Origin of the sequence: Leclercia adecarboxylata, from assembly GCF_035787115.1 — a bacterium.
Taxonomy (GTDB): Bacteria; Pseudomonadota; Gammaproteobacteria; order Enterobacterales; family Enterobacteriaceae; genus Enterobacter; species Enterobacter adecarboxylatus_E.
Map to the genome: position 1 here is coordinate 699,483 of NZ_JALKTL010000002.1, position 22,572 is coordinate 722,054.

Below are 22,572 nucleotides of genomic sequence, written 5' to 3' on the forward strand. Positions count from 1 at the left end.
CTCCTCAGCCCTGCGCCCGCTCGGCCAGCCACAGGCGTAATTGTTTTTTATCGACTTTCCCTACCGGCGTCAGCGGCAGTGCGTCCAGGCACTCCACCCGATCCGGCAGTTTGAACTCAGCGACGCCCTGCTCGCGCAGGAAACGGCGCACCTCCACCGCGCGCAGAGGCTGTTTCACCACCAGGTACGCGCAGCTCTTCTCGCCCAGCAGGCTGTCCTCCATGCTGACCAGCGCGGCGTGGATCACCGCCTCGTGGCGCAGCAGCAGGTTTTCCACCTCTTCGGCGGCAATCTTCTCCCCGCCACGGTTGATCTGGTCTTTCTCGCGCCCCTGCACGGTGATGTAGCCCTGCTCGTCAATGGCGATCAGATCTCCGGAGCAGTAAAAGCCGTTCTCATCAAAGGCGCTGGCGTTGTGCTCCGGGCTGTTGAAATAGCCGCGGAAGGTGTAAGGCCCGCGGGTCATCAGGCGCCCGACCTCGCCGCGCGGCAGCGGATTGCCATGCTCGTCGGCCACCCAGACTTCGTCATCCGGACACATCGGGCGGCCCTGGGTATTGATAATGCGCTCCGGCGTATCATCCAGCGCGGTGTAGTTCACCAGCCCCTCGGCCATGCCAAACACCTGCTGCAGCTGGCAGCCAATCTCGGCCTGAATGCGGGTCGCGAGGGTCGCGGAGAGGCGCGCCCCGCCCACCTGCAGCAGCTCAAGCGACGCCAGCTGCGCGTTGCCCGCCCCTTCGCTGATGGCCTGTAACCACAGGCTGACCGCGGGCGGTACCAGCGAGGTGACGGTTACCTGATGCTGTTCAATCAGCGGGAAGCAGAGGGTGGCGCTCGGATCGTGGGCCAGCACCACGCAGCCTCCGGCCATAAAGATCCCCAGCGTGCCCGGCGAGCTCATCGCGAAGTTGTGCGCTGCCGGCAGCGCGTTCAGGTAACGCGTATCAGCGGTAATGCCGCAGATCTCGTTGCTGCGACGAATGCTGTAAAGGTAGTCGTTGTGGGTGCGCGGGATCAGCTTCGGCGTGCCGGTGCTGCCGCCGGAGAGCTGGAAGAAGGCCACTTCGTCCGCCGGGGTTGGCGTGGCGATAAAATTCTCCGCCCGTCGTGCAATCGCCGCTTCCAGGGCATGTTCCCCGTTATCACCGCGCAACAGCACCACGCGCACAGAGCGGTGCTGATCGACAAAGGTATTCAGGAAATCATCACCGGCAAACAACCCGTGTTCGCGATCGGCAATCAGCAGCGCAGGTTTGATCTGCGCGGCATAGGCGTTCAGCTCGCTGCGCTGATGGCTGAAAAGGGCATTAACCGGGGCCACGCCCACCTGCAACAGCGCGAAAAAGGTGATGTAGAACTCGGCGACGTTGCCCAGCTGCACCAGCGCGGTTTCGCCCCGCTTGATCCCTGTGGCCTGTAGCGCACAGGCGAGGTTGTTGACGGACTGCTGGAACTGGCGATAGGTAATGTGCCGTTCACCGTCGATAATCGCCAGCGCGTCGCTGTCGGCGTGGCGGGTCAGAATGTCCGTCAGGGGCAGATCCTGCCAGTAACCTTTTTCACGATAGCGGCGGGCAAAATCATCGGGCCAGCGGGTAAAGGGAAGGGTCATGTTTAATCCTTAGTGCAAGCCAAAAACGTTCAGCATGGTGGTCAGTTTCACGCCGGTTTCACGCCATTCGGCGACCGGCGAAGAGGCCGGAACAATTCCGGCACCGGCAAACAGGCGCACGCTGTTGGCCTGAATGCGCGCGCAGCGGATGGTCACCACCCACTCGCCGTTACCTTCGCTGTCGCACCAGCCGACAATGCCGCCGAACAGTTCGCGGTCGAACGGCTCCAGCTCGGCAATCAGCGCTTTTGCCGCCAGGTGCGGGAAGCCGCTCAGGGCCGGGGTCGGGTGCAGCAGGCAGGCCAGAGTCAGGGCGTTTTCATGCTCGCGCGCCTCACCCTCTACTGGCGTAGCCAGGTGCCACAGGGTCGGGGTGGTGATGAGCTGCGGAGAAGCGGGCATGGTCAGCTGATGGCTGCGCGGGGCCAGCACCGCTTTCATCGCCTGGGTGACCAGCTCGTGTTCGTGACGATCTTTTTCCGAGGCCAGCAGCTTGTTGCCCGCCTCGCGATCGAGGATGTCATCCGGTTGACGACGGGCGGAACCCGCCAGCGGCAGGGAGCTGAAGTGTGCCCCCTCTTTACGCAGCAGCAGCTCCGGGCTGGCGCCCAGCAGCACCCCGCCGTCCGCCAGCGGAACGTGAAAGTTAAAGCTGGCCGGGTTCTGGGCAATCAGTTTTTCCAGCAGCGCGCTGCTGTCGATGTCCTCCGTCGTTGCGATGTCGATCAGGCGGGAGAGCACCACTTTGTTGACGCGCGGGGTAGCCGTCAGCGCGGCGGCGCGGGCCACCATCTCTTCAAAGGCTGACTGTGCCGGGATCTCGGTGCGGGAGGTCACCTTCAGCGGCGGCGTCTGGGCGACGTAACGGGCAGAGTGCTGGCGCGCCGGGCGGGCAAAACTCTGCCACTGCTGCGGGATAAACAGCGACGAGGGCTGGCGGGTATCAAACGGGATGGCCCCCACCATGACCGGGTCAGCGATTCCGGCGGCTTTCGCATCGGCAAAGGCCTGCGCCAGCTGCTGCTGAAAGGCACTCGTCGGATCGTCGCCGTTGACGGCAGGGGTCGTGAACCGGGCAAAACAGCCAGACGTGGTAAAGCTGCGATAAGGCGACATAAAAAAGAAGCTGTCTTTCTGCAGCCGGGTCGCGGTGTGCTGAACATCCTCAGCCAGTGACGTATCCATATCATCCTCCTGAAATGATAAAAGCAGTAAGAATTATTATCATTTATATTTTCGCTGGCTAACCTAATCCCAGAGCGCGGTGGTGTCAACCGCAGAGCGCGCAACTTGTGCGACTATCGCTTGCATCCCTTCGCCTCATTCATGAAAATGAGAAGCATTAACTTCAACAAAAACAGGAAGCACCTTAGTGAAACTGCCCGTTGCTTGCCGTAACACCCTGCTTTTAATCAGCCTTTTACTTTCAGGATTAACCTCAGCAGTCGCCGCCGACTGGCCGCGTCAGGTCACCGACAGCCGCGGAACGCACACGCTTGAGCGCAAACCGACGCGCATTGTCTCCACCAGCGTGACCCTCACCGGCTCTCTGCTGGCGATTGACGCCCCGGTGGTGGCCAGCGGCGCCACCACGCCAAACAACCGGGTGGCGGACGATCAGGGCTTTCTGCGCCAGTGGGGCGACATCGCAAAACAGCGTAAGCTGGCGCGGCTCTACATCGGCGAGCCGAGCGCCGAAGCCGTTGCCGCCCGGATGCCGGATCTGATCCTGATCAGCGCCACCGGGGGGGATTCTGCCATCGCGCTCTACGATCAACTCTCCGCCATCGCCCCGACGCTTATCATTAATTACGACGATAAAAGCTGGCAGGCGCTGCTGACCCAGCTCGGCACCATCACCGGCCAGGAAAAACAGGCCGCGGCGCGGATTGCGGAATTTGATAAGCAGCTCGCCCGGGTGAAGCAGCAGATGAAGCTGCCGCCGCAGCCGGTTAACGCCATCGTCTATACCGCCGCCGCCCACAGCGCCAATCTCTGGACCGCCGAATCCGCCCAGGGCAAGCTACTGCAACAGCTGGGCTTCTCCCTGGCCACCCTGCCCGCCGGGCTGAATCCGTCCCAGAGCCAGGGTAAACGCCACGACATCGTTCAGCTGGGCGGTGAAAATCTGGCGGCCGGGCTGAACGGCGAAGGGCTGTTCCTGTTTGCCGGCGACCAGAAAGACGTGGATGCGATTTACGCCAACCCGCTGCTGGCCCATCTGCCGGCGGTGCAAAACAAGCGCGTCTGGGCGCTGGGTACGGAGACCTTCCGTCTGGATTACTTCAGCGCGACACGCGTTCTGGCGCGGTTAGAGGCGTTGTTTAAGTAAAGTGCTCGCTTTCCTCCCTCTCCCTTTGGGTTGAGGGATCCCCACAAATAAGATTGGCACGGTCGGCTCCCTCTCCTCTTTGGGGAGAGGGCTGGGGTGAGGCGCTCAGGCCGCACTGTCGTTTAAAACAACCTCCTGCCGGAACCGGCGTAACTCCGCCAGCACCACCAGCAATATCGCCCCCACCATCGCCAGCACAAACCCGCTGCTGCTCGCCGAGGCCACCGGGGTCATTATCGCCCCCAGGCCACCCAAAATCGCCGCGCCAATCGCATCGCCGGTGACGTTCTGCGCCGTCCACAGGCCGTTGATCCGCCCGAGCATCGCCTCCGGTGTCTGGGTCTGAATCAGGGTATATTGCAGTAGCGAGCTGACCGCGCTCAGCCAGCCAAACAGCGCCAGACAGACCACGCCCAGCGCCCAGACCGGCATCAGGCTGAAGAAGCCGATAGCAATAAACGAGGCCAGAGTCGCCAGCAGCATAATCAGCCCCGGACGCGCGCTCTGCGCCAGGTTGCCGCTGGTGAGCGCGCCAAAGGCCGCGCCCAGCGGGATGGCGGCATACAGCAGGCCAATCTGCGACACGCTCATCTGCCACTCCAGCGCCAGCGCCGGATAGAGCACCCGCACCGCGCTCGCCATCGTCAGCAGCCCGCCCAGCAGAGCGATGCCGCCGATCAGCGGGTTGCTGAACAGAAAACGGATCGCCGCCAGCAGGGATTTGAGCGGATGCTCGCGCGGCTGCGGCGGAGGCGGCAGTAAAGGCAGACGCAGCAGGGTTAGGGTGGTGATAAAGGTGCCCGCCGCCGCCAGACCGTAGTTCCAGGCGACATTCCCGGTGCCAAGCAGCAGGCCGCCGACCATCGGCGAGATGACCGAGCCCAGGCGCACGGTCAGCATGGTGATCGCCCCCGCCTGCATCAGATTCTCACGCCCTACCAGCGCGGGCGTTGCCGCCAGCAGCGCCGTTACGCCCAGTGAGGCAAAAAAGCCGTCCCAGAGGCCTAACACGTAGATGGCGATTAACGACGGCTCCGGCAGCATCGCGTTCAGACATAATCCGACAAAGCCCACCCCACAGGTGCCGCGCGCCAGCAAAATCAGTTTCTTACGCTCGTAGCGATCCGCCAGTACCCCGCCCACCATCAGGCCGATAAACATCGCCCCGCCGGTCAGGGTGACCGAGAGCCCCACTAGCCAGCTGGAGTGGGTCATCATCTGAATTTGTACCGGAACGGCAACCCCCAGCAGGCCAAGGGAGAGAATGGAGATAAAACGGGCAATAAAAACAGCGCGAAACGCCGGGTGGGTCTTCAACAGGCTGAGATTGAGCAGCCAGGATTGTCGGGTCATTACAAAGCCTTAATGGTTTCTTTTGTACCAATTCCATGGCCGCACATGCTAACATAGCTGAATAAGATAGATAACGATAATTACTATCATTATCAAATCATGGATGTAGCTATGTCGTACTCCCTTTCCGCGTCACGCGCCTTTGCCGTGCCCGGCTTACTGTTACTGCTCACGCTGGCGATCGCCCTCAGCCTGCTGGTGGGTGCCAAACCGCTGCCGTTTTCCGTAGTGGTGGACGCGCTCTCCGCCACCTGTCAAAGCGCCGACTGCACCATCGTGCGGGATGCCCGATTACCGCGCACCCTTGCCGGCTTGCTGGCGGGCGCGGCCCTGGGTCTCGCCGGGGCCCTGATGCAAACCCTGACCCGCAACCCGCTGGCCGATCCCGGCATTCTTGGCGTTAACGCCGGGGCGAGCTTCGCCATCGTGCTGGGCGCGGCGCTGTTTGGTTTTTCTTCCCCCGGCGAACAGCTGGTGATGGCGCTGTGCGGCGCCTTTGCCGCCTCGCTGCTGGTGGCCTTTACCGGCAGCCAGGGCGGGGGCCAGCTCAGCCCGGTGCGCCTGACCCTGGCGGGCGTGGCGCTGGGCGCGGTGCTGGAGGGCCTCTCCAACGGCATCGCCCTGCTCAACCCGGACGTTTACGACCAGCTGCGCTTCTGGCAGGCGGGTTCCCTGGATATCCGTACCCTGCAAACCCTGCAGGTGGTGAGCGTGCCGGTGCTGATTGCCGCCGCGGTGGCGCTGCTGTTAAGCCGGGCGCTGAACAGCCTGAGCCTTGGCAGCGACACCGCTACCGCGCTGGGCAGCCGCGTGGCGCGTACCCAACTGCTGGGGCTGCTGACCATCACCGTTCTGTGCGGGAGCGCCACGGCGGTAGTCGGCCCCATCGCCTTTATCGGCCTGATGATGCCGCACATGGCCCGGTGGCTGGTGGGGGCCGATCACCGCTGGTCGCTGCCGGTGACGCTGCTTGCCACCCCTGCCCTGCTGCTGTTTGCCGATATCCTGGGGCGCCTGCTGGTGCCCGGCGAACTGCGGGTGTCGGTGGTCAGCGCCTTTATTGGCGCGCCGGTGCTGATCTTCCTGGTGCGCCGTCAGCGCGGAGGTGCCCTGTGATGGCGCCGTCCCGTCGTTTAGTCATCAGCTGCCTGCTGCTGGTGCTGGTCAGCCTCGGCGTGGGGATGGTCAGCCTTAAGAGCGGTGCGGTCACCCTTGATATCGCCCAGGTCTTTAACGCCCTCACCGGCAATGCGCCGCGCAACATTATGCTGGTGGTCAACGAATGGCGGCTGCCGCGAGTGACGATGGCGCTGCTGGTGGGCGCGGCGCTCGGCATCAGCGGCGCGATTTTCCAGTCGCTGATGCGTAACCCACTCGGCAGCCCGGACGTGATGGGCTTTAACACCGGGGCCTGGAGCGGCGTGCTGGTGGCGATGGTGCTGTTTGGCCAGCACCTGACGGCCATTACGCTTGCGGCCATGGCGGGGGGTATTCTCACCTCGCTGGTGGTCTGGGGACTGGCCTGGCGCGACGGGATCGAAACCTTCCGCCTGATCATCATCGGCATCGGCATGCGCGCAATGCTGATGGCCTTTAACACCTGGCTGCTGCTGCAGGCATCGCTGGAGACCTCGCTCTCGGCCGGGCTGTGGTTCGCCGGGTCGCTCAACGGCCTGACCTGGGCCAAAACCCTGCCTGCCGCCCCGCTGATCGTGCTGATGTTCATCTGCGCATTACTGCTGGTGAAGCGTATGCGCCTGCTGGAGATGGGCGACGACAGCGCCTGTGCGCTGGGGGTCAGCGTCGAACGTTCGCGTCTGATGCTGATGCTGGTGGCGGTGGTGTTAACCGCCGCAGCCACCGCCATCGCCGGGCCGATCTCCTTTATTGCGCTGGTGGCGCCGCACATTGCCCGCCGTCTGAGCGGCACCGCCCGCTGGGGGTTGACCCAGTCGGCGCTGTGCGGATCGCTGCTGCTGCTGGCGGCGGATCTCTGCGCCCAGCAGCTGTTTATGCCGTATCAACTTCCGGTAGGGGTGGTGACCGTCAGCCTTGGCGGCATCTACCTTATCGTCTTGCTTGTTCAGGAGTCCCGCAAGAAATGACAGAGACTGCAACCCGCTTGCGCGGCGACAATCTGACCCTCGGCTACGGTAAAAAAACCGTGGCGGAGAATTTACAGGTGGCGATCCCTGACGGCCACTTTACCGCCATTATCGGTCCCAACGGCTGCGGCAAATCGACGCTCTTACGCACCCTGAGCCGTCTGATGACGCCGCTTCACGGTAATGTGTATCTTGACGGAGAGCAGATCCAGCGCTTTGCCAGCAAAGAGGTAGCGCGCCGGGTCGGGCTGCTGGCGCAAAACGCCACCACGCCGGGGGATATTACCGTTCAGGAGCTGGTGGCGCGTGGACGCTATCCGCACCAGCCGCTGTTTACCCGCTGGCGCAAAGAGGATGAGGCGGCAGTGACCAAAGCGATGCAGGCGACGGGGATTACCGACCTGGCAGCGCAGAGCGTGGATACCCTCTCCGGCGGGCAGCGCCAGCGAGCGTGGATCGCGATGGTGCTGGCCCAGGAAACCTCGATCATGCTGCTGGACGAGCCGACCACCTGGCTGGATATCAGTCATCAGATCGATCTGCTGGAGCTGCTGAGCGATCTCAACCGCACCCGGGGCTTTACCCTGGCGGCGGTGCTGCACGATCTGAACCAGGCCTGCCGCTATGCCACCCATCTGATAGCCCTGCGCGACGGCAAGATCGTGGCGGAGGGGGCGCCGAAAGCGATCGTCACCCCGGATCTGATCGAGCGGATCTACGGCATGCGCTGCATGATTATTGACGATCCGGTGGCAGGCACCCCGCTGGTGGTGCCGCTCGGGAAACGTGCAATCTGATCCCCTCACCCCGGCCCTCTCCCCAAAGGGGCGAGGGTGAAAAGACGGCTCCGTGCGCTCCCCTCCCAAAGGGGCGAGGGTGAAAAGACGGCGCCGTGCGCTCCCCTCCCCAAGGGGCGAGGGTGAAAAGACGGCGCCGTGCGCTCCCCTCCCCAAGGGGCGAGAGTGAAAAGACGGCTCCGTGCGCTCCCCTCCCCAAGGGGCGAGAGTGAAAAGAGGGCTCCGTGCGCTCCCCTCCCCAAGGGGCGAGGGTGAAAAGACGGCTCCGTGCGATCCCCCTCCCAAAGGGGCGAGGGTGAAAAGACGGCTCCGTGCGATCCCCTCCCAAAGGGGCGAGGGTGAAAAGATGGCTCCGTGCGCTCCCCTCCCAAAGGGGCGAAAGTGAAAAGATGGCTCCGTGCGCTCCCCTCCCCAAGGGGCGAGGGTGAAAAGACGGCTCCGTGCGCTCCCCTCCCCAAGGGGCGAGGGTGAAAAGACGGCTCCGTGCGCTCCCCCCCAAAGGGCCGAGAGTGAAAAGACGGCTCCGTGCGATCCCCTCCCCAAGGGACGAGGGTGAAAAGACGGCTCCGAGCGATCCCCTCTCCCCTATGGGGAGAGGGTTAGGGTGAGGGGAAACTACCCCAGAATCTCCCGCAACACCGGCCCTATCTGCTCAAACGCCTGCGGGGAGATGATGTCCACGTGAGCGCAGTCCTGAGCGTACACCTCCAGCTCTCCCACCCACGGCGCCCAGGCCTGGTGCGGATCCATCGTTCGCGTGCGTTCGGCGACAAACAGCGTCGCTTTACCGTCAAACGGCGAGCTGTGGGCGGTAGTCAGCAGGCGCACCGCATCGGCGTAGTTGCCTTCGATCATGCTGAACAATTCCCCGGATGCCTGTCCCTGCCGGGCGGCGAGGAAGGCCTGACGCTCACGTTCAATCTCCGCTAATACTTCCGGATCGAGGCCGTTAGCCTCTTTCTCAGACCAGTTTTGCGTCTCCGGCGGCCAGGTATCCAGCAGCCCGAGGAATGCCACCGCTTCCCCCTGCGCGCGCAGGCGGGCGGCGATGCCCTGGGCCAGCGTGCCGCCCAGCGAATAGCCGAACAGGTAATAAGGCCCGTGAGGCTGTTGGGCGCGCAGCGTTGCCAGATGGTGCGCGATCACCTCGTCCAGGGTGGCGCACTGCTGCATCGGCCCCGGTCGCGGCGACTGGATACCGATGATCGACCAGCGCGGATTCAGGTAGCGCGCCAGCACGCTGAACTGCCAGGCAAAACCGGAAGCCGGATGGAAGCAGAACAGGGTCGGGCCGTGGCTTTCTCGCAGGGGCAGAAGGGTCTCGTAACCCAGCCGCTGCGCCTGCTCGTCGCTCATCTCTGAGGTCAGCAGACTGCTCAGCTTGCCCACCGTCGGGGCCACCATCACCTGACCGGGCGTCACCTGACGGTCAAAGTGGCGGCTGAGGCTGGCGGCAAGACGCATCGCCAGCAGCGAGTGGCCGCCGAGGGCAAAGAAATCCGCCTCGATGTCGTTGATCTCACACCCCAGCAGGGCCGAAAACGCCGCGGCAACCGTCCATTCGGTGTCGGTTTCCGGGGCACGCCCCCGGGCTTTTACCGTCAGTTCCGGCAGCGGCAGCGCCTTGCGATCCAGCTTGCCGTTGGCGCTGAGCGGCAGCGTACTCAATTGCAGCACGATGACCGGCACCATATGCGGCGGCAGTTGGGTCTTCAGCGCCGTTAAAAGCGCGTCGCGATCCAGCGGCAGGCCGGACTCAGAGACCACATAGCCCACCAGCTGACGGGCGTCACCGCCGGTAGCCGCCGCCTGGTTGATGACGCAGGCATGGGTCACCGCCTGGGCCACGTCCGGCAGGGTCAGCATGGCCCGGTCGATTTCGCCGAGCTCAATGCGCTGGCCGCGAATTTTCAGCTGATCGTCGCTGCGGCCTAAATACTCCACCGCACCGTTATCCAGCCAGCGGGCCACGTCCCCGGTGCGGTACATGCGCTCCCCGGGGGCAAAGGGATCGGCGATAAAGCGGCTGGCGGTAAGATCCGGGCGACCCAGATAGCCCTGCGCCAGCTGAATGCCGGTGAGATAAAGATCCCCCGCCACGCCGAACGGCACCGGGCGCATCATCCCATCCAGAATGCGCAGGCCGGTATTCCACACCGGGAAGCCAATCGGCACGCTGTTACCTTCTACTACCGCCAGTTCCGGGCCAAAGGCCGGGTACCAGCTGACGTCCACCGCCGCTTCGGTCGGGCCATAGAGGTTGTGCAGCGGCACGCGGGTCAGTTGCTCCCACTCCCGGCACAGTTCGGTGGGCAGGGCTTCGCCGCTACAGAACACCTGCTTCAGGCTGGCGCAGCAGGCGGCATTTTCCGGGGTCAGCGAGGCGACAAAGGCCGCTAACATCGACGGCACAAAGTGAGTGGTTGTGACGCCATACTTCGCAAAGAAAGCCTGCATCGCCAGCGGGTCGCGGTGCGCCTCCGGCTCGGCCATCACCAGTTTTGCTCCGGCGATAAACGGCCACCAGAACTCCCATACCGAGACGTCAAAGCTGCACGGCGTTTTTTGCGCCACCACGTCCGCAGCGGTTAACGGATAGTGATTTTGCATCCACAGCAGGCGGTTGACGATGGCGGTCTGGCCGACCATCACCCCTTTCGGCCGCCCTGTCGAGCCGGAGGTAAAGATGATATAGGCGGTCTGTTCCGGCCTGCTCAGGTGCAGAGGTTCAGAGCCCGCAGCAGGCAATAGTGTGTTGTAACTAAACATCGTCACCGGCAGATGACTAAAGCGCGGGCGCTGGTCGTCGGTAGCAATCAGCAACGACGGCTTCGCGTCCTCGATCATCATCTGCAGGCGATCGTCAGGGTATCCGGTGTCCAGCGGCAGCCACGCGGCACCCGCTTCGACGATGGCGTGCAGGGCCAGGGTCAGGAACACCGAGCGCGGGAGCGCCACCGCCACGCTGTCGCCGGGCTTCACGCCCTGCTCGCGCAGCTGATTTGCCAGGGCCACCACCTGCTCGCGCATCTGGCGGTAGGTGAGCTCCGTGCGGCCATCGGCCAGCGCCGGGGCGTCCGGGGTTTTCGCCGCCTGCTCCGCCACCAGCGCGCTCAGGGTGGTGAGCGGCAGCGGAACCGCCGTCTGGTTGATGGTGGCCAGCAGGCGGTATTCGTCGTCAGACACCGTTTCTGCCTCGCCGCAGCGCAGGTCGCTGTTGGCGGCGAACTGCGCCAGCAGCGCGTGCAGCCGCTCAACGTGGCGCATCAGGGTGGCTTCATCGTAACGCTGTTTGTTGGCGAGGATCTCAATGCTCAGCCCGCCCTGCTCGTCCGGGAACAGCGCCATCTCGAGGTCGTTAACCGGACCGGTGGCCAGGGTATGGGTAACGGCCTTAACGCCATCGATATCCAGCTGGTAATCGAACACCTTGACGTTAAATACCGGGCCGAACAGCGCCTCGTCGCTGGCGGCACGCCCGCTGTCGCGCACGATCTGCTCGGCGTCGTAGCGCTGATGACGGCGCATCTTTTTCATCTGCCCGGCCAGGCGCTGGGCCAGCGCAGGCAGGGTCTCCCGGGGATTAATATTCACTGCCAGCGGCAGCACGTTCAGCACCGGGCCGGTGGCGGTAAGCGCCGCGGAGCCCATGCGACGCATAAAGATAAACCCGGCGGCGTAGTTCATGCGCCCGGTCAGGCGGGCCAGCCACAAGGCCACCAGCGCAAGGGCAAGGTCGGTGCGCTGGCTCTGGCTGTTGTTCGCCAGCTGGCTGAAGGCGTGCCGATCGGCGGTCAGCTTCAGGCGCAGAATGTCCGTCGTGGCGGCGCGTCCCGGCAATGGCGCGCTGGAGAGCGACACCGGCGGCGGCAGCTGTTTATACTGCTCCGCCCAGAACGCGCCGTCGCGCGCGTACGCCTCGCTGTCGCGGTAGCGCTGATACTCCTCCACCACTTCCGCAAACGGCGTAAACGGGGAATCCGGCGTGGCATCGCCCTGGATCCAGGCGCGATAAATGGCGGCGATCTGGCGGGTAATGGCCGGGAAGCTGAAGCCATCCACCACTAAGTGGTGATAGCGCTGGTACCAGTACCAGCGATTGTCCGCCACCTGAATCAGCAGATGGAAGGCCAGCGGCTGCCCGCTGTCGACGCGCAGGTTCTGGTTAAGATCGGCCTGCATCTTCGCCTGCGCCGCGGCGTGCGGATCGTCATGCTGGCGCAGGTCGAGGATTTGCGGTTCCGGCAGGATAAGGCTCTCGTCCACCCACTGCCAGATTTCGCCGTTGTCGTCGGTAAAGCGGGTGCGAAGAGTGTCGGCCTGCATCATGCCGGTTACCACCGCCTTCGCCAGCAGGGGGGCATCCACCGGGCCGGTCAGTTCGACGTAGTGGGCCACGCTCCAGGCGTTGGGCAGGTCGGAAAGCTGTTCCGCCATCCAGATCCCCGGCTGGGCGGCAACGAGAGGACGTTTTTCGTTCATGGAGTCACCTGTGCAAAATGGGCCGGGAGCAGCGTTTGCCAGCGGTTGGTAAGCCACTGCTGACAGGCTTCCTGCGGCTGCGCCTCGCACACCACGCGCCAGCCGTCAGGCAAGGCGCACTGCTGCGGCCACAGGCTGTACTGCTGATGGGCGTTTTGCACAATAGTGAACAGACCCTGCGGATCGTCGAAGGGGTTACTGAATTCCATACCAGACTCCGTTATTGAATAAGCGGCTGCCAGAGAGTCATCAGCCCCTGCGTCAGCCCTCCCCGCCAGCAAAGTGCATCATGTCCGCCGTCCACCGGACGCCAGAAAACCGGCTGCTGTGTCTGCTGTAGCCCGGCATAAAGCGCCTGACAGGCGCGAAAAATCAGCGGTTCACGTCGCCCCGCCTCAAGGACGATGCGCAGTCCCTGCGCCGTCAGTTGTTGGTTTTTGAGTTGTTCAATTATCACGCCGTCCTCTTTGCCACCGCGATGCGGCCACCAGAACGACCCCGACTGGCTGAGCACGCAGCCAAAACGCTGCGGCCAGTGCAGCCCGGCATAGAGCGCGGAGAGACCGCCAAAGCTTTGCCCGGCGACCACCGTGCGATCGGCCCGCTCGCTGAACGGCGCCAGCGCCTGCACCTGCGGCAGGAGTTCCTCCTGAACGGCAAGCCAGAAGTCGGGATTACAGGGCAGCTCGCGGCTGCGATGGGCGGTGTCGATGACGTCGATCAGCACGTAGACGGCGGGCGGCAACTGGCCATCGCGGGTGAGTGCCGTCAGCGCGGGCCACACCGGCATGCTCCCGGCCCAGAACTGTCCGTCAAGCAGCACCGCCAGCGGACGTTCCTGCGGATTCTGTTCGCCGGTGGTGAAGATCCACACCCGGCGCCGGTTGCCGAGCCTTGCGCTCTGCCAGGTAATGCACTGCGCCGGCTGATACGGGGTGTCCGGGCGATCCCAGCCAGGCTGTAGCGGCGCCTCGGGCATCTCCAGCGCCGAGACCGGATGGCCGCGTCCGCCGCGCCAGTGCTGGGGGTTGCGCGGATCGGCGATGGCTTTCGGCAGCAGCTTGCGCCAGCCTTCGCGCAGGGCCATGCGGTCCGGCGGATCGCTGGCAAACACCGTTTCCGCGAAGTCGTCGTCGTGTTCAGAGGGAATAAAGCAGTAGCTGCCGCGCCAGTTGGGGCTGAACTCGCCCTGCCACTGCCAGACGTCGGTCCCGGCAATGCGCACCAGCGTCTGCGGGCGGGCGTTATGGTGATGATCGGTCACGCCGGTAATATAGAGCCAGACCTTTTTTAGCGGCGAGGTGTGCTCCGTACCATGCGGGTCACGCCAGCTGAACGTCACCCGATAATGGTCCCCTTCCCGCACCTGTTCGGGCCCCTGTTTCGACTGCCACCAGGCATCACTTCCGGTTTCCAGCGTCGTCACCGATTTAACCTCATGATTTGTTCTGGTTTGTTGATAAAAGATAAACAATATCGATAATATTATTGATAACAATTTGCATTTGCAATAGCGTATGGGCGCGCTGTGGGAAGCGCGAACAGTAAATAACCATGCTCTGCGCTGCGTACTGACTCAGGATCGAGGGGTTTTCGCAGACTGCGGGCGACATCCTGCCGCCACCTCCCCCATTCGGGAACGGAGCCATGAGGAACGCGGCATCGAAAAGCAGGACATACAATGAATAATAAGCTTCACTCACTGACCTTACTGGTCAATCTGGGGATTTACGGTGCGGCACTGCCTGCGATGGCAGCCGAAACCGCCGGGCACGAAGACACCATGGTGATCACCGCCGCCGAGCAGAACCTGCAGGCGCCCGGCGTCTCCACCATCACCGCCGATGAGATCCGCAAAAACCCGTCAGCACGCGATGTGTCCGAGATCATCCGCACCATGCCGGGCGTTAACCTTACCGGCAACTCCACCAGCGGCCAGCGCGGCAACAATCGCCAGATTGATATCCGTGGCATGGGCCCGGAAAACACCCTGATCCTGATTGACGGTAAGCCGGTGACCAGCCGTAACTCCATCCGTCTGGGCTGGCGCGGCGAGCGTGACACCCGCGGCGATACCGGCTGGGTGCCGCCAGAGATGATCGAGCGTATCGAAGTGATCCGTGGTCCGGCTGCGGCGCGCTACGGTAACGGCGCGGCGGGCGGCGTGGTGAATATCATCACTAAAAAGGTCAGTAACGAGTGGCATGGCTCCTGGAACACCTACCTGAATGCCCCTGAGCATGACGATGAAGGCTCCACCAAACGCACCAACTTCAGCCTGAGCGGCCCGTTGGGCGAGGCTTTCAGCTTCCGTCTGTACGGCAACCTGGATAAAACCCAGGCCGACGCCTGGGATATCAACCAGGGCCATCAGTCGGAACGTACCGGCGCCTATGCCGACACGCTGCCCGCCGGGCGCGAAGGCGTTGAGAATAAAGACGTAAACGGCGTGCTGCGCTGGGAGTTTGCTCCGATGCAGGCCCTGCAGTTCGAAGCGGGCTACAGCCGTCAGAACAACCTCTATGCCGGTGACACCCAGAACACCAACAACGACAACAGCAGCAACGGGCTGGTGAAGAAAAATTACGGCAAAGAGACCAACCGTATCTATCGCCAGAACTTCGCCCTGACCTGGACCGGCGGCTGGGATAACGGCATCACCACCAACAACTGGGCGCAGTACGAACACACCCGTAACTCCCGTCTCGGCGAGGGGCTGGCGGGCGGTCTGGAAGGGCTGTTTAACAGCAACGAGTTCACCGACACCGATCTCTCCGACGTGATGCTGCACAGCGAGATCAACCTGCCGATCGACTTTATCGTCAACCAGAACCTGACTCTGGGGGCCGAGTGGGATCAGCAGCGGATGAAGGACATGTCCTCCAACGGCCAGGCCCTGCAGGGCGGCGCCATTGCCGGGATGAGCGACAATCGCAGCCCGTACTCCGACGCAGAGATCTTCTCCCTGTTTGCCGAAAACAACATGGAGCTGACCGACACCACCATGCTGACTCCGGCGCTGCGCTTCGATCATCACTCTATCGTCGGCAACAACTGGAGTCCGTCGCTGAACCTCTCCCAGGGGCTGGGGGATGATTTCACCCTGAAGATGGGTATCGCCCGCGCCTATAAAGCGCCGAGCCTGTACCAGACCAACCCGAACTACCTGCTCTACAGCAAGGGCCAGGGGTGCTATGCGAGCGCCGACGGCGTGGGCTGCTATATGTTGGGTAACGAGGATCTGAAAGCCGAAACCAGCATCAACAAAGAGATTGGTCTGGAGTGGAAACGCGACGGCTGGCTGGCGGGCGTGACCTGGTTCCGCAACGACTATCGCGACAAGATTGAAGCGGGCTACGCGCCGATTGGGCAGACCTCTGCTGGTAAGACCCGCACCGATATTTATCAGTGGGAAAACGTGCCTAAGGCAGTGGTTGAAGGGCTGGAAGGCACGCTGAACGTACCGGTCAGCGACGCCATCAACTGGACCAACAACATCACCTATATGCTGCAAAGCAAGAACAAGGAGACCGGCGACCGTCTGTCGATCATCCCGGAGTACACGCTGAACTCCACCCTGAGCTGGCAGGTGCAGCAGGATGTGTCGTTGCAGTCAACCTTCACCTGGTACGGCAAGCAGCAGCCGAAGAAGTACAACTACAAAGGCCAGCCGGTGAGCGGCTCTGAGAAAGACGAAGTGAGCCCTTACAGCATCGTCGGCCTGAGCGCGACCTGGGACGTGACCAGGTACGTGAGCCTGACCGGCGGCGTGGATAACGTGTTTGATAAACGCCAGTGGCGTGCGGGTAATGCCCAGACGACGGGGAATACCCAGACGGGGGCGTATATGTATGGCGCGGGGGCGTATACGTATAATGAGCCAGGGCGGACGTGGTTTATGAGCGTGAATACGCGGTTCTGATGAACGTAAAAAGGCAACTTAGGTTGCCTTTTTAATGTCTGTCACCTGTATCGGCCCCGTGCCTTGCCCGGGGCGACAAAACAGGGAAAGCAGCACCCATACTCGTCTGTTCCCGAAGCTTGAACGTTACTGGAAATGAAGAGGCCATGTCTGCTGTGAGCGATCTGCGGACAATATTGTCAGTATTGTGTATGAACCATGGGCGGTAGGTTAGCTGATATGAAAATCGCCACGCTGTTAACGTGGCGACTGAAAGCTTGAGTTATCCGTTGTCTCTCTCATCCAGGGCTTTACGGTATCTTGCTCGCTCGACTTCATCCAGATTTGTATCTGACAACACAGATCTGCCTTTGATGGCTAAATCCGTATCTATTTCTGTACGGGTAGCATAAGCCTTAGATACATTTCCGTTTGGATATGCGGCCCCTTTAATCGATGGCCCACCAAGTCCCCGGGCAAAAGCTAATGAAAGAACCGCCACAGCCAATAATACTGCTACCAACGGATAAAAAAACGCAGGTGAGACTTGTTCCAAAAACAATCGCAGCCTTACGAATGGAATAATCGAACATAGAATAAGAGCGCCACTTGCGAGAGACCATGACTTCAGTCTATTCCCTTCACGTCTGAGTATAGAGGTAAGACAAATCACACCTGCGATTACTAAGATGGTAAACGTGATAATCAGCGTCAAGTCAACGTGGTTAGAAATCCAATACACGGAATTCCCCACTGAGTAAATGATTGAAAGGAGGACTAACGGGACCAGTCGTTTCATATTCTTGCTGACGACAAAATACAACACTAATACAGGGATGGCGTTGATGATACTGCCTGTTAATATAGGCATGAAGGGTATAGGCATATTGAACCTCAAGAAGTTTATTTGAAAATAAATTATGAAGTGACTCAGGGTGCAAATGACTAAACCTGGCACACTGGTGGCATTCTCAACTGCTACCACTGAAGCAAGCACAACCCCTGTCAGCCTGAACACTCCGGTATGTTTGTCCAGGCCTGTGGTATCAATTTCAATAACAACTGAATCAGCAGAACTAAGATATATGCCTTCGCTGCCACTTGTATTGCCCGGAATCCTTCAGCTGAAATAGCGCTATTCATGGCGTTCTCTGGAATCAGTTTCTTCATTGGCGGGTTCAGAGTGTTTTTATTTCTTTGTCCTGGATTCATCTATTACCCTCAGGACGAGATTAAGAATTTTGATGGGTTTCTGAAGTATGGGATTATCCACAAAGAGTGACTACGATCCGCTCGCTGATGAAGGCAGAATAGATGAGTAATTTTTACGTAGCTACTACTAAATGTAGTGGTAACATTAATTTTTGTCCTGTTCGGGCTTTGTCCCGTACCTGAGTACACAGCTTACAGCAATGAAGTGTTAAATGGGTTAGCGGTGGTCTGTTGCCCACCGCTAATATTACGTTTCTGTGACAATGCGGACGCTTTTTCGCGGATGAACCATCTCGAACAAAGTCTTTGGCGCGAAAAATCTTGCCGCCAGCAATCATTCCGCCACCTGTCTTTTTGCTTGACTTCATTAAAATTCATAGTCTGAGGCTTCCTACACACCATTATTAGTAGTTTCTCACAAAACATTTGACACTTAGTTGCCGATAACATGGCGTTGTAATATTTTAACTTTTTATTTTATTAATGGATTTACATGAAAATAACTAACTTACTCAATGCCGGGATACTTACACTGCTCCTTGTGGGTTGTAACGACAACGATTTTAAATCACGTACAATTACTATCGAAGGCACTAAGCTAGAGTTAACTGGTAGTAAACTTGTCGGGAAAGCAGGGAATAAAAGTGATACCTGCGATGTAGATACCTACAAATCTGACAGAGAAGGTGATGAAAAAGTCTGGAGTGAATACATTATATACAAGTGTGGAGAGCACAACTTTATCAGAGTTGACTTCAAATACCCCGTAACCAGCCCTGAACCAATGCCAATAAGGGTTGGCAGCACAAATAATCGTTTCCTGGAACCGAAATACTTCACCTGGACCGATGTAAAAATGTAGTAGTTCCGGCCTTACTTAGCTATGGCATATAGCATCATGGAGAAGAGGACTGATGAAAAAATCATTGATGGTAATAGCTCTGCTTGGGTTAAGTACATCGGCAGTCGCTGGGGAAGCGCACTTTTGTGGCTCCCCTGAAGTTGGCGCGATGGAAATTGGACGTCAGGATGTTAATGACAGTACCGTTTTTACGTGCGGGGGAGGAATCAAAGGCACGCTACCCGAACTGGCAAAACAGGGTTGGAAAGTTGTGCAAGTGAGCGATCAGATAGCACCGTCATCTTCGTCAGATCCGAGTAAATCCACTGTCTATTCGCGTTTGATAATACAGAGAGACTGACAACGCGTGCTTTCTTAATGCACAACCAAACTCCGTCAGCTGGCGGAGTTCTTTTTGGTAATAATCCTGAATATCCTGTCGGGCTTATGGTTTTGACGCGGCATGGCATGTCTTACGGTTCCCGTATAAAACAATAAATGACGTATCGATCGTTAAGCCTGTTTCTTAAGTAGACATGACAGGCAGCTTCGAGCGAAAAGTGGAAGCGTGCAATTTGTCTTACAGCAGATAGAGATATCGCTAATATCACCGTCTATAAATTACATTGCAGCCTGTCACTGATACTATCAAATCAACAGACAAATAAACTCAGGGAGAAATTAAGTGGTTGATTTAGACTTGTTATTCAAAAATGAGAAAGTTGAAGACATCATTACGTTCTTTGCTGGTTTTTCGAAAAGCATTGGGTATCAAGGTTTGGACAGATTTTTTGTACGATATCGATTCAGCGCAATTGAAACAGGAGAGTTCATGAACACTTTCCACGAACTAAGTGAAAAAGGGGTTGTTTCCCTTAATGATAAAATGGGGCTGGTAAAAGGTCCAAACTGGAAACAACCTCTTTTTGTTACTCAAAGAAAATACGGTATTGAATAATATCTAACTAAAAAAAGCTGCCTGTCGAGGTCTTCTGTAAGGTAAGAACCAGAACCATTATCTGGCCACTGATGGCTGTGCACCACCTTCCTGGTTACGGTTACTAAGTTCGCTTCTGGCACGAAGCGGAAATTCCAGCCTTTGCGCTCTTGCTACCGTCAGCTAGCCTGTCTTCCAGAACAAGGCCTGAGATACGCTCAACTCTCCTCATGTTGTTCGTCACCAGCAAACAAAAGAGCCCATGCAAGACAAGGACTCTTTCTCAGATGGCTTGATTATTCTCTCCAACTTTTGGGGATCAGTACATGCGCCTGGACAGGCCTACAAAACTGGCAAAACTTCCTCGTTTGGTTTTGTCAGTCCAGCCATGCATCAATTGCCACTCGTCCATCCGGCGTTTGCAGCCAGCGTGGGGCGTTCAGCGTGTCAGCATAGAAGCTCACCAGATCATACAGCAGCCCTTCCATCACGCGCGCCATCTCCGGCGGCAGGACGTTGCTGATTAAAAGCTGCGTGACGGTCTGGCAATAGATGCCAAGCTGGTCGCTTTCCGGCTCAAAGGCAGGCAGGCGAGCAGGCAGATCGTTAAGGGTGAAATATTCCACCAGGTGCGTCGGAATGGGCTCGTTGAGCGTCGGTTGTAACAGCGCGAGACAGGCACAAAGACGGGCGCACAACGCCAGTTTGTCAGCGGGTTCGTCGGTTTCCAACAGGGTGTAAGCAAAACGCTCGCAATGGTTCGCCAGTACGGTGAAATCGGTATTGTGAGAGAACGGTACGGTAAATAATGGGTGAGTCTGGGTTGGGGTTGTAGCCATAGTGGCAGCCTCCGATAAAGTTTTTTAAACCCACCGTCAGAGGTTCCAATCTCATGGCGGTGGACTGAGCGAGGTTGGAACTACCGGCTTTATCGGATACCGGCGCATCTTACGATGCCCCCGCCAGCCCACCATTGAAGTGCAGCAGAGCGTACGACATAAGGCCTCTTATGTCATCGATAAAGTCAGTCAGGGTTCCAATCCCGACGCCTGATTTTGCAGGCGCAACAGGAAGATACCGCGAGGTTGATAAGGCGACAACCATCAAAAACCATTCTCAGAAGCCGCCTCGCAAAAAATCAAAGCAACAATGAAACTCAATAAGAATAAGAGACTTACAGCGACGCCCGTGTCCGGCTGAAAATCGTCGAAGCGTTGACCGCAGGCCGGGGCGAGGCGCAGGGATGCGCCGAGAGGGCGTGACCTACAGGGATCCAGGATCGCCCCCGACCCGATAGCCGGAGGGAATAAGCTGAGGACAAAATTGCCGGGAGCAATTTTGGACAGCGCTTGCGCTGGCCCCGAAGGGGTAAGCCCCAGGGATGGGGCGAACAACCCGCGAAGCGGCGATTTTCCTGGCCGGGAGCCGGGGTTGCCAGGGGGGAGGCGGCGAGCCCCCCTGACACATTCACCGGTGACGTGGTTTACAGAGAAGCAGCGAACGTAAGGTGAACGGAACCCCCACCACCGCTGCATGTTCCCCTCACCCTGACCCTCTCCCCAAAGGGGAGAGGGGATCAACCCCGCCCGGCGGCGCTGCGCTTGCACGGGCCTACAAAACACAAAACCTGCACCAGCAAAATCACAGCACTGAAGAATCGTAAAAAGAATAAATGACTCAAAGCGACGCCCGTGTCCGGCTGAAAATCGCTGAGGCGTTGACCGCAGACCGGGGCGAGGCGCAGGGATGCGCTGAGAGGGCGTGACCTACATGGATCCAGGATCACGCCCGACCCGATAGCCGGAGGGAGAAAGCCGAAGGAACCGCGAAGCGGCGATTTTCCTGGCCGGGAGCCGGGGTTGCCAGGGGGGAGGCGGCGAGCCCCCCTGGCACGTTCACGGGCAACGTGGTTTACAGAGAAGCAGCGAAAGTAAGGTGAACGGAACCCCCACCACCGCTGCATGTTCCACCACCAAGGCCCCCATGCCCCGCCCGGCGGCGCTATGCTTGCACGGGCCTACAAACTCAGTTGATCAACGCATCAAACGCCACGCGCCCATCCGGCGTTTGCAGCCAGCGTGGTGCGTTCAGCGTGTCGGCATAAAAGCTCACCAGGTCATACAGCAGCCCTTCCATCACGCGCGCCATCTCCGGCGGCAGGACATTACTGATTAAAAGCTGCGTGACGGTCTGGCAATAGATGCCAAGCTGGTCGCTTTCCGGTTCAAAGGCAGGCAGGCGAGCAGGCAGATCGTTAAGGGTGAAATGTTCCACCAGGTGCGCCGGGATGGGCTCGCTGAGCGTGGGCTGTAACAGCGCGAGACAGGCACAAAGACGGGCGCACAGCGCCAGTTTGTCAGCGGGTTCGTCGGTTTCCAGCAGGGTATAAGCAAAACGCTCGCAATGGTTCGCCAGCACGGTGAAATCGGTATTGTGAGAGAACGGTACGGTAAATAATGGGTGAGTCTGGGTTGGGGTTGTAGCCATAGTGGCAGCCTCCTGTAACGGTATTTAAATCCGCCATCGGAGAGGTCAATCTCACGGGTGGCGGAACCAGACGAGGTTGACCTTACCGGCGTTACAGGAAACCGGCGCGTCTTGCGACGCCCCCGCCCGGCCCGCCATTGAGGTATAGCCGTGCGCACGACATAGTAATCCATGTCGCCTGTAACTCATACCAGGAGGTCAATCCCGACGCCTGATTTTGCAGGCGCAACAGGAAGATACAGCGAGGGTTTTAAGGCGACAACCATCAAAAATCATTCCCGGAAGCCTCCTCGCAAAAAATCAAAGCAACAATGAAACTCAATAAGAATAAGAGATTTACAGCGACGTCCGTGTCCGGCTGAAAATCGCCGAAGCGTTGACCACAGGCCGGGGCGAGGCGCAGGGATGCGCCGAGAGGGGGCGACCTACAGGGATCCAGGATCGCCCCCGACCCGATAGCCGGAGGGAATAAGCTGAGGGCCACCGCGAAGCGGCGATTTTCCTGGCCGG

18 protein-coding genes and 1 pseudogene are annotated in these 22,572 nt (G+C 59.7%); 8 read left to right on the top strand and 11 right to left on the bottom strand.

Translation table 11 applies throughout. The features are described from left to right. Window positions 1-4 precede the first annotated feature (4 nt). Both entE and entC read right to left on the bottom strand, forming a co-directional pair. Window positions 5-1,615 (bottom strand): (2,3-dihydroxybenzoyl)adenylate synthase EntE, encoded by a 1,611-nt coding sequence (gene entE, locus MXM41_RS10815; protein WP_325931882.1) that lies wholly within the window; start codon window positions 1,613-1,615, stop codon window positions 5-7. A 9-nt stretch (window positions 1,616-1,624) separates the two neighbouring features. Then, a complete protein-coding gene (entC, locus tag MXM41_RS10820; protein ID WP_325931883.1) occupies window positions 1,625-2,800 on the bottom strand; it encodes an isochorismate synthase EntC in 1,176 nt (391 codons plus the stop codon). A gap of 187 nt (window positions 2,801-2,987) precedes the next feature. Between entC and fepB the strand changes: the two genes are divergently transcribed. Beyond that, window positions 2,988-3,947 carry a Fe2+-enterobactin ABC transporter substrate-binding protein gene (fepB, locus tag MXM41_RS10825; protein ID WP_325931884.1) on the top strand — a complete coding sequence of 320 codons (960 nt, stop codon included), beginning with the start codon at window positions 2,988-2,990 and terminating at the stop codon, window positions 3,945-3,947. Window positions 3,948-4,052: 105 nt separating this feature from the next. On the opposite strand, the gene entS is transcribed toward fepB, so the two are convergent. Continuing rightward, entirely contained in the window at window positions 4,053-5,300 is a 1,248-nt protein-coding gene (entS, locus tag MXM41_RS10830; protein WP_325931885.1) for an enterobactin transporter EntS, read from the bottom strand. Between the two features lie 111 nt (window positions 5,301-5,411). Between entS and fepD the strand changes: the two genes are divergently transcribed. From fepD to fepC, 3 genes are read left to right on the top strand one after another with little or no spacing between them, the layout of a single operon-like run. Beyond that, window positions 5,412-6,416 carry a Fe(3+)-siderophore ABC transporter permease gene (fepD, locus tag MXM41_RS10835; protein ID WP_325931886.1) on the top strand — a complete coding sequence of 335 codons (1,005 nt, stop codon included), beginning with the start codon at window positions 5,412-5,414 and terminating at the stop codon, window positions 6,414-6,416. Beyond that, the gene (gene fepG / locus MXM41_RS10840; RefSeq protein ID WP_325931887.1) at window positions 6,416-7,405 is read left to right on the top strand and encodes an iron-enterobactin ABC transporter permease; all 990 of its coding nucleotides are present in this window, start codon (window positions 6,416-6,418) and stop codon (window positions 7,403-7,405) included. Before fepD ends, fepG begins: the two co-directional genes overlap by 1 nt. Then, window positions 7,402-8,202 (top strand): iron-enterobactin ABC transporter ATP-binding protein, encoded by an 801-nt coding sequence (gene fepC / locus MXM41_RS10845; protein ID WP_325931888.1) that lies wholly within the window; start codon window positions 7,402-7,404, stop codon window positions 8,200-8,202. The genes fepG and fepC overlap by 4 nt, the downstream gene beginning before the upstream one ends. A gap of 615 nt (window positions 8,203-8,817) precedes the next feature. On the opposite strand, the gene entF is transcribed toward fepC, so the two are convergent. From entF to fes, 3 genes are read right to left on the bottom strand one after another with little or no spacing between them, the layout of a single operon-like run. Beyond that, window positions 8,818-12,684: an enterobactin non-ribosomal peptide synthetase EntF gene (entF, locus tag MXM41_RS10850; RefSeq protein WP_325931889.1), complete on the bottom strand. Its 3,867-nt coding sequence runs from the start codon at window positions 12,682-12,684 to the stop codon at window positions 8,818-8,820. After that, window positions 12,681-12,893: an MbtH family protein gene (locus MXM41_RS10855; protein WP_325931890.1), complete on the bottom strand. Its 213-nt coding sequence runs from the start codon at window positions 12,891-12,893 to the stop codon at window positions 12,681-12,683. The genes entF and MXM41_RS10855 overlap by 4 nt, the downstream gene beginning before the upstream one ends. Before the next feature lie 11 nt (window positions 12,894-12,904). Beyond that, on the bottom strand, window positions 12,905-14,152 hold the full coding sequence (gene fes, locus MXM41_RS10860) for an enterochelin esterase (protein WP_325931926.1): 1,248 nt from the start codon (window positions 14,150-14,152) through the stop codon (window positions 12,905-12,907). Between the two features lie 213 nt (window positions 14,153-14,365). Here fes and MXM41_RS10865 point away from each other — a divergent pair, with 213 nt between their 5' ends. Beyond that, on the top strand, window positions 14,366-16,606 hold the full coding sequence (locus tag MXM41_RS10865) for a TonB-dependent siderophore receptor (protein WP_325931891.1): 2,241 nt from the start codon (window positions 14,366-14,368) through the stop codon (window positions 16,604-16,606). Between the two features lie 262 nt (window positions 16,607-16,868). On the opposite strand, the gene MXM41_RS10870 is transcribed toward MXM41_RS10865, so the two are convergent. After that, window positions 16,869-17,582 carry a hypothetical protein gene (locus tag MXM41_RS10870; RefSeq protein WP_325931892.1) on the bottom strand — a complete coding sequence of 238 codons (714 nt, stop codon included), beginning with the start codon at window positions 17,580-17,582 and terminating at the stop codon, window positions 16,869-16,871. 708 nt (window positions 17,583-18,290) lie between these two features. On the opposite strand from MXM41_RS10870, the gene MXM41_RS10875 reads away from it, so the two are divergent. The 3 genes from MXM41_RS10875 (at window position 18,291) to MXM41_RS10885 (ending at window position 19,596) form a co-directional block, all read left to right on the top strand. After that, window positions 18,291-18,659 (top strand): hypothetical protein, encoded by a 369-nt coding sequence (locus tag MXM41_RS10875; RefSeq protein ID WP_325931893.1) that lies wholly within the window; start codon window positions 18,291-18,293, stop codon window positions 18,657-18,659. Between the two features lie 52 nt (window positions 18,660-18,711). Next, the gene (locus MXM41_RS10880) at window positions 18,712-18,999 is read left to right on the top strand and encodes a hypothetical protein (protein ID WP_325931894.1); all 288 of its coding nucleotides are present in this window, start codon (window positions 18,712-18,714) and stop codon (window positions 18,997-18,999) included. Between the two features lie 324 nt (window positions 19,000-19,323). Continuing rightward, window positions 19,324-19,596, top strand: coding sequence for a hypothetical protein (locus tag MXM41_RS10885; protein WP_325931895.1), 273 nt, complete (start codon window positions 19,324-19,326; stop codon window positions 19,594-19,596). A gap of 356 nt (window positions 19,597-19,952) precedes the next feature. On the opposite strand, the gene MXM41_RS10890 is transcribed toward MXM41_RS10885, so the two are convergent. The 4 genes and pseudogenes from MXM41_RS10890 to MXM41_RS10905 form a co-directional block, all read right to left on the bottom strand. Further along, window positions 19,953-20,414: a hypothetical protein gene (locus MXM41_RS10890; RefSeq protein ID WP_325931896.1), complete on the bottom strand. Its 462-nt coding sequence runs from the start codon at window positions 20,412-20,414 to the stop codon at window positions 19,953-19,955. A gap of 1,186 nt (window positions 20,415-21,600) precedes the next feature. After that, the gene (locus MXM41_RS10895) at window positions 21,601-22,062 is read right to left on the bottom strand and encodes a hypothetical protein (RefSeq protein ID WP_325931897.1); all 462 of its coding nucleotides are present in this window, start codon (window positions 22,060-22,062) and stop codon (window positions 21,601-21,603) included. A 51-nt stretch (window positions 22,063-22,113) separates the two neighbouring features. Continuing rightward, window positions 22,114-22,251 (bottom strand): hypothetical protein, encoded by a 138-nt coding sequence (locus MXM41_RS10900; RefSeq protein ID WP_325931898.1) that lies wholly within the window; start codon window positions 22,249-22,251, stop codon window positions 22,114-22,116. A 76-nt stretch (window positions 22,252-22,327) separates the two neighbouring features. After that, window positions 22,328-22,572 (bottom strand): annotated as a pseudogene (locus MXM41_RS10905) (hypothetical protein); the annotation flags it as partial.